Source organism: Sphingopyxis sp., assembly GCF_965227415.1.
Classification (GTDB): domain Bacteria; phylum Pseudomonadota; class Alphaproteobacteria; order Sphingomonadales; family Sphingomonadaceae; genus Sphingopyxis.
The window spans coordinates 1,895,846-1,909,082 of sequence record NZ_OZ245749.1; the positions used below are offsets into that span (position 1 = coordinate 1,895,846).

Genomic DNA, 13,237 nt, shown 5'->3' on the forward strand with positions numbered 1-13,237 from the left:
CGCGGCCGCCGACAATCTCTGATGCTTGCAACCATCCTGCCGGTCCGCAGCCTGCTGATTGCCATCTTCGTGATGATGGCGGGCAGCGGCTTTCTGTCGACCCTGATCGGGCTCCGGCTCGAACGCGCCGGCAGCGGCACGATGGTCATCGGGCTCGTCGCGACCGCTTATTTTGCCGGGCTTATGATCGGTGCGCTCAAGGCGGGCGACATCGTGCGCCGCGTCGGCCATATCCGCGCCTTCGCCGCCTTTGTCGCGCTGCTGTCCGCGAGCACGCTCGCTTATGCGCTGTTCGCTCAGCCCCTCCTTTGGGGCGCGCTGCGGCTGATCGACGGACTTTGCGTTGCGGGTGTCTTCGTTTGTGTCGAAAGCTGGCTCAACGACCGCGCCGAAACGGGCACGCGCGGCACCATACTCGCCTGGTATATGGTCGCGCTCTATTGGGGCCAGGCGTTTGGCCAGTTGATCCTGCGTTCGGGCAACAGCGCGCCGCAGGTCCCGTTCCAAATCGCCGCGATCCTGATTTCGCTCGCGATCATCCCGGTCTGTCTCACCCGGAGCAGCGCGCCGGTTCTCGAGGATGCCGCGTCGCTGCCGCTGCGGCGCTTGTTCGAGGCCTCGCCTCTCGGTGTCGTGGGAGCGGGCGTCACCGGGCTCTTGCTTGGCGCCTTCTACGGCCTGGCGGCCATTTACGCGCGCCGGATCGGGCTCGACCTCGCCGAGACCGCGACCTTCATGATGACCGTGATCCTCGGCGGCGTCGCGCTGCAATGGCCGCTCGGCCGGTTGTCGGATCGCTACGACCGCCGCCGCATCATCCTCATCTGCTTCGCCGCCACCTGGGTGACGAGCATCGCGCTGGCGACGCAGCCGCAGGGACTCCTTCTCTTCGGTCTCGGTGCCGCCTTTGGCGGATTGAGCTTCGCGCTCTATCCGCTGTGCGTCGCCTATGCGAACGACCGCCTGCTCCCCTCCGAGCGCGTGACGGCAAGCGGTCAACTCGTGCTTCTCTATTCGACCGGCGCGGCGCTAGGCCCGCTCGGGGCGGCCATGTCGATGACGTTCACAAATGCCGGCGGGCTATTCCTCTTCATCGCCTTCGCCGCCGCGGCGATGCTTGCCTTCGGCATGTGGCGCGTCGCGACCAGCGATCCGGTCCCGGGGGACCAGCAGCAGGACTTCCAGATTCTGCCGCGCACGACCCCGGTCGCCGCGCTGCTCGACCCCGCTGGCCTCGATAAACCAGCCTTATCAACCGAACCGAACACCATAGGTGACCAATGGACAATGAGATGACGCTCCACGCTCCGGGGCATCCGCCGCCCTTCCCCGACCCTTCGCCGCTCCACCGCGCTGTCGGCGCCTCGGCGCTCGGCAATGCGGTCGAATGGTTCGACTATGGCATTTATGCCTATGGCCTGACCTATATCTCGGCCGCCCTTTTCCCGGGCGATACCGAAGAGGCGGTGCTGTTCGCGCTCGCGACCTTTGCGATATCCTTCCTCATCCGTCCGCTTGGCGGGCTCTTCTGGGGACCGCTCGGCGATCGCATCGGGCGCAAGTCGGTGCTCGCGATGACGATCCTCCTCATGGCGGGCGCGACCTTCGCCGTCGGCCTCATTCCATCCTATGACACGGTGGGTTTCTGGGCTCCGACCGCGCTCGTCCTCCTTCGGATGCTCCAGGGCTTCTCGACCGGCGGCGAATATGGCGGCGCCGCGACCTTCATGGCCGAATATGCGCCCGACGACCGCCGCGGCTTTTATGGCAGCTTCCTCGAATTCGGGACGCTGGCGGGCTTCTCGCTCGGCGCGGCGCTCATGCTCGGTTATTCGCTTCACATCGGCGACGAGGCGATGCACGAATGGGGCTGGCGCGTTCCGTTTCTGATCGCGGGGCCGATCGGTCTCGTCGGCATGTATCTGCGGTCCAAGATGGAGGACACGCCGATCTTCCGCGAAGAAATGGCGGCGGCCGAGGGGCGCAAGGCGCCGGGCCTCGGCTCGCTGATGCGCAATCACTGGCGTCCGCTGCTGGTCGTCGGCGGTCTCGTCGTCGCGCTCAACGTCGTCAACTATTCGCTGCTGAGCTATATGCCGACCTATCTCCAGCGCCGCATCGGCCTCTCGAGCGAGGAAGCGCTGCTCGTGCCGATCATCGGCATGGTCTTCATGATGCTCTTCCTGCCCTTCGCCGGCGCGCTGTCCGACCGGGTCGGCCGCAAGCCGATGTGGCGCTGGTCGCTGATCGGACTGCTCGTTTTCGTCGTGCCGCTCTACATGCTGATCGGGACGGGGTTCGCGGGCGCGATCATCGGCTTTATGGCGCTCGGCCTGCTCTATGTCCCGCAGCTCGCGACGATTTCGGCGACCTTTCCCGCGATGTTCCCGACCGCGGTGCGTTTTGCAGGCTTCGCGATGGCCTATAATATATCGACGTCGATCTTCGGCGGCACCGCGCCGATCGTCGGGAGCGGCCTGATCAGCCTGACCGGCGACCCGCTCATGCCGGCTTATTATATGATGCTCGCCTGCCTCGTTGGGCTCGTCGCCCTCCGCTTCATGCCCGAAACGGCCGGGCGCTCGCTGCGGGAAAACCCATTCGCTACCCGATCGCTCGCAAATAAATAGAATCGCCGCGGCGCAATGGTCGGTGTGCAAGCGCAAGGGGCTTCGGACAGCTTTGCTATCGGCGCTGGAACCAATTGCTGCCGTGCCGCATAGGCTGGCGATATGTTCGCGATTGAATCTCTGCTCGTCAAAATTGCCCTGATCGGGGTTATCGGCATTGGCGCACAGTGGATCGCGTGGCGGACCGGCCGCCCCGCGATCGCGCTGATGCTGATCGCGGGCATTGTCGCCGGTCCGATACTCGGCCTTATCGATCCCGAGCGCGATTTCGGCGCGCTGCGCGAGCCGGTGATCAAGCTCGCCGTCGCGATCATCCTGTTCGAAGGGGGATTGAGCCTCAAGTTTCGGGAGTTGCGCAACGCCGGCGTGGCCGTGTTCATGCTCGTCTTCGTCGGCGTTCCGGTGGGCTGGGCGCTCGGCACCGCGGCCGCTTATTATGGCGCCGGGCTGCCGTTCGAGCTCGCGGCGCTGTTTGGCGGCATCATGGTGGTGACGGGCCCCACGGTGATCGTTCCCCTGCTGCGCTCGCTCAACATCGCGCCGCGCGTCAAGAATATGCTTAAATGGGAAGCGATCGTGAATGACCCGATCGGCGCGCTGCTCGCCGTCGGCGTCTTCAGCTATATCACGCATGGCGGGGCGGGCACCAATAGCGCCTCCATTCTCATCGATGTCGGTGCGGCCAGTATCCTTGCCATGGTGATCGGCGGCGCGGCTGGCTTTGCGCTGACCTGGGCTTTCCCGCGCGGCTGGGTGCCCGAATATCTCAAAGCCCCCGTCCTCCTCACGACGGTCGTCGCCGTCTTCGTCCTCTCCGATCTGGTGATGCATGAAACGGGGCTGATTACGGTCACGATCATGGGCGTCGTGATGGCCAACCGCGAGACCTATTCGAGCCACCACCTGCTTCGCTTCAAGGAGGATCTGACGATCCTGCTCGTCTCGGGCGTCTTCATCATCCTGTCCGCGACGCTCAATTGGGAGGTGGTGCGCAACTTCGAGCTTCGCTTCGTCATTTTCCTGCTATTGCTGCTCTTCGTCGTGCGGCCGCTTACGATCATGACCGCGCTGCTTTTCACTCGCGTGCCGTTCAAGGAGCGATTGTTCGTGGCGTGGATCGCGCCGCGCGGCATTGTCGCCGTCGCGGTGACGGGCCTTTTTGCCCTGCGCCTCTCGGATCTCGGCATCGCGGGCGCCGAGGCGCTGGTACCGCTGGGGTTCGGCGTCGTGATCGTTACGATCTTTGCGCATGGCTTCACCGCGGCGCGCTTCGCCCGCTGGCTCGGGCTCGACCGCGGCAAGGGCAATGGGGTGCTCCTCGTCGGTGCCAACAGCTGGACGATCGGATTTGCCGACTTCATCAAGGCGCAAGGCCGCGAGGTGCTGATCGCCGATGCCAGCAAGCTCGCCCTGCGCCGCGCAAGACGTGCCGGCATTCCCGTTTACCAGGGCGATATTGTTGACGAGGCCCATGACGATGAAATCGACATGGGCCAGTATCAGCAGTTGATCGCGGCGACCGACAACGACAGCTATAACGCGCTTGTTTGCAGCGAGCTTGCGCCCGAAGTGGGATCGGACCGCATCAGCCGCATCATCGGGGAATCGGGCGCCGGCAGCCGGCGGCGTGGACGCGTGTTCACGCTTGCGGGCACGCCGATCGAAGAATTGCTCGACCGCCTGCAATCGGGATGGACGTTCGGCCGCACGCGGATCACCGAGAAATTCCCCTATGCGGCTTTCGTCGCGCGGATGCGGGCGAATGGCGGCGACAGCCTCGCCGTGGCGCGCCCGTCGGGCGAACTTGCCATTTTCTCGGCCGAGCATCGCCCGGCGGTCGATATCGGCGATATCGTCTGGACCTTTGTCCCGCCGGAACATCCGCAGCTCCGCAGCGGGGACTGACCGGGCCACTCGGGACGAGACGATTGCCCAAGAGAATGGCGTTTTTTAGCCATTTTCTGCAACGAAAGCGGGCTTTGATCGTTCTATAAGCACAACCCGTCTCATCATAACCGGAGGATATGCCATGACGCGCGTGAAACGCTTCGCCACTCCCTTTCTAGCAACCGCCCTTTTCGGGATGACGCTCTTGCCCGGCGCGGCAATCGGCCAGGAGGCCCAGCCGCAAGTGACGACGTCCGAGGTCGGTGGGGCCACCCTCTATTCGAACTGGAACATCGTCCAGAACGCGACCAAGTCGCCGCTACACAAGACGCTGATCAAGGCCATCAGCAGCGCCGGCCTTGTCGAGGAGCTGAGCGCGCCCGGCCCCTTCACTCTGTTCGCGCCCACCGACAAGGCGTTTGCGGCGATACCCAAGATGTCCGGCTGGCTCATGAATCCCGCCAATAGCGCCGCGCTTGTCGAAGTGCTGAACTTTCATGTCGTCCCGGGTCGGCTGACCGCGGCCGATCTGTACAAAAGGATCAAGGCCGGCGGAGGGAGCGCGGTTTTGACGACGGTCGCCGGCGAAGATCTGAAATTGACCGAGGTCCAAGGCAACATCAAGATCGAGGGCACGCAAGGCAGCGTCGGCTTCGTGACCGAAACCGATGTCGAACAATCGAACGGCATGATCCATGTGATCAATGGCGTTTTGATGCCGACAATGGGGTAAGCAGGCTCACGCTCACTCGTCATCCCGGGTGACAAGCAGCACGAAAATCACGCAGGCCGTGATGACACCCATGGCGCCGAGCCCAACAAGCAAGAGCATGTTGTTCATATGGTATTTTGGGGCATGGGATATCCCCTGTCAAACGGCGTGCCGTCGCTTTCGTGATCCAATTGTGGACCCGGGCGGCCGCTGACGGTGCTCGCTGGGCCGCCCCTGCAGGGCTAGCGAGCCCGATTTTCGTCGCGGTGGGGTCGCCCTCGCCCGGCGAGAACCCCGCCCCGCGATTGCCAGACCGAGGAAGGGGGGCACGCCCAATTCGTCCCGGTCACGCGGCCGGGCGTCCAAATGCGTTCCAGTCGAATGGGAGGTGCAGGCAAGAGGGGCTGGCCAAGCGGCGGCAACCCGTCCAGTCTTTCGAGACCGCCGCCGGACAGAATGGGGACTGCGATGCCTTGTACAAGAGCCCATAAGGCCACCTCTGCACTGTACCGGCCTCTCGCACCGTGCCCATTCGATCCCGGCAACGGCGGGCGGCTGCTCGGTGCTTGAAACGCCGCCCCCACACGCCATCGGCGCGATGCTGCTCACCTTCGCCATGTTCTATGGCTTTGTGTCGGGGCGCGTTCGCGTCGAAATTATCTCGCTTTTAACGCTTGGCGTCATCGCGCTGGCGCTCTTCATCGCACCGCTTCCTGGTCAATCTCCGACCGACGGCCTGAAACTCGCCTTCGAGGGCTTCGGGCACTATGCCCTCGTGACCATCTGTGCCCTGATGATCATCGGCCGCGGTCTTGTGACCACGGGCGCATTGGAGCCGGCGGCAAGGACGCTGACGAAAGTCTGGCGCTTCAACCGCCAGCTCGGTCTTCTGGTCACGCTACTGCTTGCCATGTTCATGAGCATGATGGTCAACGACACGCCGGTCGTCGTCCTTTTGCTTCCCATCCTCGTATCCTTGGCCGCGCGCGGCGGGATGCCCGCTTCGAAGACCCTGATACCGGTGAACAGCGCCGTGCTGATCGGGGGCATGGCCACGACGATCGGCACCTCGACCAATTTGCTGGTCGTCGGCATTGCCACGGACATGGGCATGCGACCGATGGGCGTCTTCGATTTCACGCCGATTGTTCTCGTCGCCGCGCTGGTAGCCCTTCCCTTCATATGGCTGGTGATGCCCCGCCTGCTCCCCGATAATTCGCCGGCAAGCGGGCACCAGCCGCGGTGTTTCCGCGCCACGCTCAGGCTTGGCGAGCGTTCGATGGCGATCGGCAAGACGATCGAGGCGGTACGGAAGCTCCTGCCCGACGATGCGACCGTCGCCGGACCGGCCGACCGGATTCTCACCGCGGGCGCGCGGCTGGCCGTTTCCGCGCCGCACGAAGCGCTGGAGGAAACGGTCCGGCTGCTGGGTGCGCACGCGGCGCCGCCGTGGCTGATGGAACGGCTTCACGCCGACTATGCGAGAACCGGGGACGATCTTTCGGTCGTCGAACTCGCGATTGCGTCCGATTCAGGCCTGATCGGCAAACGCATCACCGACTCAGGCGTCGCCGAGGCCTATAATGTGGCGATACTCGGCACCCAGTCCGGCCGGCCAGGGCTGGGCGCGCTCAGCGACGCCGATGCCAATACGCCGTTGTCCGAGGGCGACATCCTGCTAGTCGCGGGAGCGCTGACGAATGTCCAGAAACTCGCTCGCGGCGAGAATCTCCTCCTTCTGGAGGGGTTGAGAGAAATGCCGCGGACGATGAAAGCGCCGCTAGCGCTCGCGATCATGGTGGGCGCGGTCTTGCCAGCGAGTATCGGCCTTGTGCCCATCGCGATCTCGTCGCTCGGCGGTGCCATCCTGATGTTCGTCACCGGCTGCGTGAAGTTCGACAGGGTCGGACGCGCGCTCTCGGCCAAGGTGATCGTATTGATCGCCGCCAGTATTGCGATCGGCCGGATCGTGCTCGATAGCGGGGCGGCGGAATGGCTCAGCCAGCTGATCGCTGTTGGCCTTCAGTTCCTGCCCGCCGCCGGAGTGCTCGCGACGATCATGCTGTTCGTGACGCTTCTCACCAACTTTGCCTCGAACGCGACCGCCGCTGCGGTCGGCACCCCAATCGCCTTCAACCTTGCCGAACAGCTCGGAATTCCCGTTGAACCGCTGGTTCTGGCCGTGCTGTTCGGCTGCAATCTCTGTTACGCGACCCCTGTCGCCTATCAGACGAACATGCTGATCATGTCGGCCGGCGAGTATAAGTTCGGCGACTATACGAGAACCGGCCTGCCGCTGGTCGGACTGATGATCGTCACCTTGTCCGCATTGCTCGTCTTTCGTTACGGGCTGCATTGAACCGCGCTATCGGTTTCAAGTGCGCAAGAGCAGCCATGCAAGTTGCGCGACATCATGACTCCGACGGGCGGGGCTTCGATGCCATGTTCCGCGAAAGCCCGTGATAGAGACGCGTCGGACAAATTTGCGCGCTCGCCCAGTCGGCGATGAGCGCGGTGGCGAACAACGGCAGGATGACGCCGCGCGCGGCGGTCGCCTCGATCAGGATGATGACCGCCGTCAACGGTGCGCGAACGACGCCGACGAAATAGGCGACCATGCCCATCATCACGACAGCGCCTGCGGAGCTACCGGGAAAAATCGGCGTCAGGAGATTTCCGAAGCCCGCCCCCACCGCGAGCGACGGCGCGAAGATGCCACCGGGCACGCCGCTCAAGGTCGAAGCCAGCGCCGCGGTGAATTTGGCGGGGAAGAGCCAGAGTTCGCCGCGATGGCCCTCGACGAGGAATTTTGTGATGTCATAGCCCGTGCCCCAGGTTGCACCGCCTGACGCAATGCCGACGATCGCGACGACCAAGCCGCAGCCGGCCGCGAACAGGACAGGGCGGGACGCGGCGCGGCGCGCCCACGGCGACGCCCGTTCGCTCGCGGCGAGGACGATGCGCGAAAACAGACCCCCGAGCAGACCGCCACCGAGGCCGACGACGGGAGCGACCAGCAGGACATCCGATACGGGCAGCGTCTCGCGCATCACGCCGAAATAGATATAATCGCCAGCGATCGAGAGGCTGACGAGACCCGAGATCATCACCGCGCCCATCGTCAGCACGGCGACGCGCTGCTCATAGGCCGCGGCGAGTTCTTCAATCGCAAAGGCGATGCCGCCCAGCGGCGTGTTGAACGCGGCGGCGACACCGGCCGCGCCGCCTGCGATGAAGACGCCGGCGGTGATGCGCACGCGCAGCAAGCGGTGCACGGCCACCATGATCGCCGCGCTCACCTGGACCGTCGGTCCTTCGCGGCCGACCGATCCGCCCACTGCGAGCGTCGCGAGCGTGAGACCCAGCTTGGCGAAGGCGGTGCGAAGCGAGACGAGCGGTCCCTTTGCTTCCTGCTCGGGGCGACGGCTCGCCGCAATAATCTGGGGGATGCCCGACCCACGCGAGGCCGGAAAATAGCGGTTCGCGGTCCACACGATCAGCGCGAAGCCGGCGGGCGTGATCAGGAGCGGAATCCACCATATCCGGTCGGTCGCCATGAAGATCAGCCGTTGGGCGCGATCGCCGGCGGCGGCGAATGCCAGCGCGACAAGACCGAGCAGCACCGCGCCGCTGATCATTGCGACGCGGCGGTGAATATCGACCACTTCGGTTTTCGCACGGCGGTTGAGACGCAGCTGCCAAAGGCGCAGCCAGCGCGGACGAGTCGGCTTGGCGGGCATGGGTCCATGTGGACGCGCCGCGGCGAGGGTGCAACCCCGCCGGGGATTTGAGGCGCAACCGCGCCAAGGGTTGCCGTCACCTTTGCCTGAGTTGACGCCGCTGTGTCGCAGACGCCAAAACTCTAGCGCCTGGTCGCGGCCAGAAGGCGCTTGATGTGAGCCGCCACGCTTTCCGGATCATAGGGCCTTTGGAGATGCGGGCCCTCGTCACAGAGCTGGCCCGCGGCCTTCGCCGCCGAATCAACGCTCCCCGCAAGGACGACCTCGACATCAGGATAATGGTCGCGGACCCATATCCGCAGCTCGAACGCGTTGAAACGTCCCGACAGCTCGGCGTCGGCCAGCAGCGCATCGATCTTCATGGCGCCTTCCTCAAGCGCGATGATGACTTCGTCGGAGGTCGCCGCTTCGAAAACCTTGTAGCCGCAGTGTCGAAGATATTCCGCGAGCGCGTTGCGGATAAGGACGTCCGCATCCGCGACGATCAGGCACTTTGCGTTTGCGAACTCGTCTGCCATCGGTCTCCAATCAGCCGGGCGATCGCATCGGCGAGCGCGGCAAACGCATAGGGTTTGGGAAGAAAGGCGTCAGCCGGGTCGGACTCGGGTTCGAACAGGTGAGCCGAACAGACAATGACAGGACGGCGCGGCGCCAGCGACTTCGAGCGGCGTGTGAGTTCCATCCCATCGATGCTGCCAGGCATGCGGACATCGGTGACCATGAGATCGACGGCCTGCCCCGTAGTCAGGAAGTCCAAGCCCTCTTCCCCGTTCGCCGCTTCCAGAACGCGATAACCGATGTCGCGCAGGGAATCGGCCAACATGAAACGAATGAGGAATTCGTCCTCGACGATCAATATCGTCTGCGCGTCCACCCTGATTCCTATTCCACAACCAAAACCCAGCGGCCCCGCCTGGACCCGCACCCCGTCACGTTTCGGATAAAGACCATACGCCGCGCGGCAATGGCAAGTTCCGACAAATGGCCTATCGTGAGGCTATTGTTCGGCAATCCAGTCGGCGTGCGTCAGCGGAGGCGCTTGCGGCCGGGACGCGATACGCGATGGCCCGATCAGCGCGCGCACTCTTTTGACCGCTGCCCCCGACCTGCGATCGACGCGCCGCCGCGATGTCGCGCTATGAAGCAGGACAGATTTTGCCTTTTGAACCGGAATGGGAGCGGGCAGCACCTTAGACATGATGAATGACCGGCAGTCCCTTGGCAGAGCGCGCACGCGGCTTGAGGATGAATATCTCGTCCTCGCCGCACAAGCGGGCGACCGAAACGCCTTCGCGCTGCTCGTGCGGCGGTGGCATCCCAAACTCGTCGCGCATGCATGGAGACTGACGGGAGATCGCGAAGCGGCAACCGATACAACGCAGGCCGCCTGGGTGGAAATCGTCCGCGGCCTGCCACATTTACGGGACGAAAAGGCTTTCCCGGCCTGGGCCTACCGGATCGCAACGCGGCGCGCGGCGCGTTTCGTCGGCTCGGCGATCGCCTCGCGCAAGCTTGCTGTCGAATTGGCGCGCGGCCAGCCGAACGAGACGGAGGCGCCAGCTTCCGAAATCGGATCCGAATATGATCTGAAGCGGGGCTTGGCCGCGCTATCCCCGGCCCACCGTGTGGTGGTGGCGCTGCATTACCATGACGATCTGAGCGTGGCCGAAATCGCGGTGGCGCTCGATATCCCTGCCGGAACGGTCAAGACGCGTCTGATGCACGCACGCGTGCGGCTCCGGCAATTGCTGGAAGGACATGAAAATGAATGACAAAGACATCGCCGCGGCGCTCGCTGCGGAAGAGGCAGACCTGCTGCGCATGATCGATGCGGAACCCGGCTATTTCCACCAATTGTCGGCCATCTTCGCCGGTCGCACCGGCTGGATGAACGCGGTGATGATGCTCGCCCAACTCCTGCTTTTTGGGGCAGGCGCCTATGCCGGCTGGCGTTTCTTTGCCGCGACCGACATGTTCGAGGCGCTGCGTTGGGGTTTGCCTTCGGCCGTTCTGCTTCTGATGTCGCTGATGATCAAGCTCGCCCTCTGGCCTGTCGTTCAGGCCAACCGCATATTGCGGGCGGTGAAGCGGCTCGAAATGGCCATCGCGCCCGTCGAGGAGCGTTAGGCTCAGCGCGATCGCGCCAAGTTCGAGCTGGTTCCGGCTGATATCGGAAGGTCCCGGCGAGTGAGCGCTGAAACAAAAGAAGGGCCTCACCAGCGGTGAAGCCCTTCCGTCCTCCAGCGATGGCTACGCAAGAGGAGCCCCTAGCCCGATAGGGTCGCCAGTCATCGGGCATCCATGGCGACAGGTTTTTATGAAACGGCGATCGACGAATATATTCGTCAGCTCGTGGCGCGATCATAACGATATCGACGGGACCGGGATGCTCATCGAGGTTCGGCAAAAATGGAAATGGCCGGTTTGAGAACGGTCGCTTCCAGACGAAAATTACGAGAAAGGAGCATAGGCGGGGCTTGCGCTGCAGTTCAGCATCAGGATAGAGGGCCCCTATTCGCAAGGACCCGGTGTAACTCCGGGTGGCTATTCCGGCCGCCTATCCGCCGGACAACATCGCACATGCAAATCAAGAGCGTCCGCCCGGGCGCCATGTGTCTTGATGTGAGCTTTTCATGTTCAACGGACTTTCCACGTACCGCCAGCAATGGTTCGCCGGCGCTGCGACCGCTCGCGCCGACGTCCTCGCGGGAATTGTCGTCGCGCTCGCCCTCATTCCCGAGGCGATCGGCTTTTCGATCATCGCGGGTGTCGATCCGCGCGTCGGCCTCTATGCCTCGATCGCGATCGCGATCGTCATCTCATTCACTGGCGGTCGTCCCGGGATGATCTCGGCCGCGACCGCCGCGGTCGCCGTGCTCGTCATCCCGCTCGTGCGGGAGCATGGCGTCGAATATCTCTTCGCAGCGACGATCCTGATGGGCCTCATCCAGATCCTCGCCGGCCTGCTCAGGCTAGATCTCGTCATGCAGTTCGTGTCGCGGTCGGTCATCACAGGGTTCGTCAACGCGCTCGCTATCCTCATCTTCATGGCGCAGCTGCCGCAGCTCATCGGCGTGACCTGGCAAGCCTATGCGATGATCGCAGGGGGCCTCGCGATCATATATCTGTTGCCGCGCCTGACCAAGGCGGTGCCGTCGCCGCTCGTCGCGATCCTTGTCCTGTCAATCATCAGCATCTGGCTCGGCCTGCCGGTGAACACCGTCGGCGACATGGGCAAGCTGCCCCAAGGCCTGCCGAGCATCATCCTGCCGAACGTGCCGCTCACGCTGGAGACTCTACAAATCATTCTTCCCTATTCGCTGACGATGGCCGCAGTGGGTCTGCTTGAATCGCTCCTTACTGCGCAGATCGTCGACGACATGACGCACACTGACAGCGACAAGCGTCGCGAATGCGCCGGGCAAGGCAGTGCCAACATCGCCGCCGCTTTCGTCGGCGGCATGGGCGGCTGCGCGATGATCGGCCAGTCGGTCATCAATGTGACCTCGGGCGGCCGCACGCGGCTTTCGACGTTAACGGCGGGCGCGACCTTGCTCGTCCTGCTCGCGCTACTCGGCCCCTATGTCGGCCGCATGCCGATGCCAGCGCTCGTGGCGGTCATGATCATGGTGTCGATCGGAACCTTCAGCTGGAACTCGATCGCCAATTTGCGCCGCCATCCGCCGACTTCATCGGTCGTCATGGTGACAACCGTCGTTGTCGTCGTGGCGACGCACGACCTGTCGCTCGGCGTGCTCGCCGGCGTCCTGCTCTCGGGAATTTTCTTCGCCGCCAAAGTTCAGCGGATGTTCGACGTGCGGCGTGACGTCAGCTCCGATGGCACGCGCGCAACCTATTTCGTGACCGGCCAGATCTTCTTCGCCTCGGTCGATCGTTTCATGCGCAGCTTCAATGCCGACGAAACCGCCTCAAGCATTCTCATCGACGTGTCCGCTGCTCATTTCTGGGACATCTCGGGCGTCGGTGCGCTCGACAAGATCATTGCACGGCTGCGCCGCGAAGGCCGCACAATCGAGGTCGTCGGATATAACCGCGCCAGCGCCGACATCGTCGACAAGTTTGCACTGCATGACAAGACGGGGGTCGAGCTGGGCGCTGTTCCCCATTAGCCCGGGGGTTGTTGCGGGTCCTGGCCGAATGCGGTCCGTCAGCTTTGAGGAGCCGGCTGTGAGATAGCCGACGTTCCTCACACACCAGATGCCATAAGGCGCACCACGCCGATTTCAGAATATGAACTTTTGATCGAC

At 63.8% G+C, this 13,237-nt stretch carries 11 protein-coding genes and 1 other annotated feature; of the genes, 8 read left to right on the forward strand and 3 right to left on the reverse strand.

Annotated elements, in window-relative coordinates:
• Window positions 1-21: 21 nt before the first annotated feature.
• The 5 genes from ACO055_RS09285 (at window position 22) to ACO055_RS09305 (ending at window position 7,588) form a co-directional block, all read left to right on the forward strand.
• On the forward strand, window positions 22-1,296 hold the full coding sequence (locus ACO055_RS09285) for an MFS transporter (RefSeq protein WP_422062304.1): 1,275 nt from the start codon (window positions 22-24) through the stop codon (window positions 1,294-1,296).
• A complete protein-coding gene (locus tag ACO055_RS09290) occupies window positions 1,293-2,630 on the forward strand; it encodes an MFS transporter (RefSeq protein WP_422062305.1) in 1,338 nt (445 codons plus the stop codon). The genes ACO055_RS09285 and ACO055_RS09290 overlap by 4 nt, the downstream gene beginning before the upstream one ends.
• Window positions 2,631-2,732: 102 nt before the next feature.
• A complete protein-coding gene (locus tag ACO055_RS09295) occupies window positions 2,733-4,535 on the forward strand; it encodes a cation:proton antiporter (protein ID WP_422062306.1) in 1,803 nt (600 codons plus the stop codon).
• A 124-nt stretch (window positions 4,536-4,659) separates the two neighbouring features.
• A complete protein-coding gene (locus ACO055_RS09300) occupies window positions 4,660-5,250 on the forward strand; it encodes a fasciclin domain-containing protein (protein WP_422062307.1) in 591 nt (196 codons plus the stop codon).
• 577 nt (window positions 5,251-5,827) lie between these two features.
• A complete protein-coding gene (locus ACO055_RS09305; RefSeq protein WP_422062308.1) occupies window positions 5,828-7,588 on the forward strand; it encodes an SLC13 family permease in 1,761 nt (586 codons plus the stop codon).
• Window positions 7,589-7,640: 52 nt separating this feature from the next.
• Here ACO055_RS09305 and ACO055_RS09310 read toward each other — a convergent pair whose 3' ends face one another.
• The 3 genes from ACO055_RS09310 to ACO055_RS09320 all read right to left on the reverse strand — a co-directional run bounded on the left by ACO055_RS09310 (window position 7,641) and on the right by ACO055_RS09320 (window position 9,843).
• On the reverse strand, window positions 7,641-8,969 hold the full coding sequence (locus ACO055_RS09310; protein ID WP_422062309.1) for a chloride channel protein: 1,329 nt from the start codon (window positions 8,967-8,969) through the stop codon (window positions 7,641-7,643).
• Window positions 8,970-9,091: 122 nt separating this feature from the next.
• Complete coding sequence (locus tag ACO055_RS09315; RefSeq protein WP_422062310.1) at window positions 9,092-9,487, reverse strand: response regulator; 396 nt, start codon at window positions 9,485-9,487, stop codon at window positions 9,092-9,094.
• A complete protein-coding gene (locus ACO055_RS09320; protein WP_422062311.1) occupies window positions 9,454-9,843 on the reverse strand; it encodes a response regulator in 390 nt (129 codons plus the stop codon). The genes ACO055_RS09315 and ACO055_RS09320 overlap by 34 nt, the downstream gene beginning before the upstream one ends.
• Window positions 9,844-10,165: 322 nt before the next feature.
• On the opposite strand from ACO055_RS09320, the gene ACO055_RS09325 reads away from it, so the two are divergent.
• From ACO055_RS09325 to ACO055_RS09335, 3 genes are all read left to right on the forward strand, one after another.
• On the forward strand, window positions 10,166-10,741 hold the full coding sequence (locus tag ACO055_RS09325; RefSeq protein WP_422062312.1) for an RNA polymerase sigma factor: 576 nt from the start codon (window positions 10,166-10,168) through the stop codon (window positions 10,739-10,741).
• On the forward strand, window positions 10,734-11,096 hold the full coding sequence (locus tag ACO055_RS09330) for a DUF6768 family protein (RefSeq protein WP_422062313.1): 363 nt from the start codon (window positions 10,734-10,736) through the stop codon (window positions 11,094-11,096). The genes ACO055_RS09325 and ACO055_RS09330 overlap by 8 nt, the downstream gene beginning before the upstream one ends.
• 391 nt (window positions 11,097-11,487) lie before the next feature.
• Window positions 11,488-11,543: a sequence feature (sul1 is cis-regulatory element that is thought to sense ions involved in sulfur or methionine metabolism; They are found in Alphaproteobacteria), on the forward strand.
• A gap of 59 nt (window positions 11,544-11,602) precedes the next feature.
• Window positions 11,603-13,099 (forward strand): SulP family inorganic anion transporter, encoded by a 1,497-nt coding sequence (locus tag ACO055_RS09335; protein WP_422062314.1) that lies wholly within the window; start codon window positions 11,603-11,605, stop codon window positions 13,097-13,099.
• Window positions 13,100-13,237: the final 138 nt, after the last annotated feature.

Bases quoted from the DNA above. Each gene is read 5' to 3' on its own strand.
- ACO055_RS09285 (WP_422062304.1), top strand. From the start codon at position 22: ATGCTTGCAACCATCCTGCCGGTCCGCAGCCTGCTGATTGCCATCTTC.
- ACO055_RS09325 (WP_422062312.1), top strand. From the start codon at position 10,166: ATGATGAATGACCGGCAGTCCCTTGGCAGAGCGCGCACGCGGCTTGAG.
- ACO055_RS09295 (WP_422062306.1), top strand. From the start codon at position 2,733: ATGTTCGCGATTGAATCTCTGCTCGTCAAAATTGCCCTGATCGGGGTT.
- ACO055_RS09335 (WP_422062314.1), top strand. From the start codon at position 11,603: ATGTTCAACGGACTTTCCACGTACCGCCAGCAATGGTTCGCCGGCGCT.
- ACO055_RS09305 (WP_422062308.1), top strand. From the start codon at position 5,828: ATGCTGCTCACCTTCGCCATGTTCTATGGCTTTGTGTCGGGGCGCGTT.
- ACO055_RS09300 (WP_422062307.1), top strand. From the start codon at position 4,660: ATGACGCGCGTGAAACGCTTCGCCACTCCCTTTCTAGCAACCGCCCTT.
- ACO055_RS09315 (WP_422062310.1), bottom strand. From the start codon at position 9,487: ATGGCAGACGAGTTCGCAAACGCAAAGTGCCTGATCGTCGCGGATGCG.
- ACO055_RS09310 (WP_422062309.1), bottom strand. From the start codon at position 8,969: ATGCCCGCCAAGCCGACTCGTCCGCGCTGGCTGCGCCTTTGGCAGCTG.
- ACO055_RS09330 (WP_422062313.1), top strand. From the start codon at position 10,734: ATGAATGACAAAGACATCGCCGCGGCGCTCGCTGCGGAAGAGGCAGAC.
- ACO055_RS09290 (WP_422062305.1), top strand. From the start codon at position 1,293: ATGACGCTCCACGCTCCGGGGCATCCGCCGCCCTTCCCCGACCCTTCG.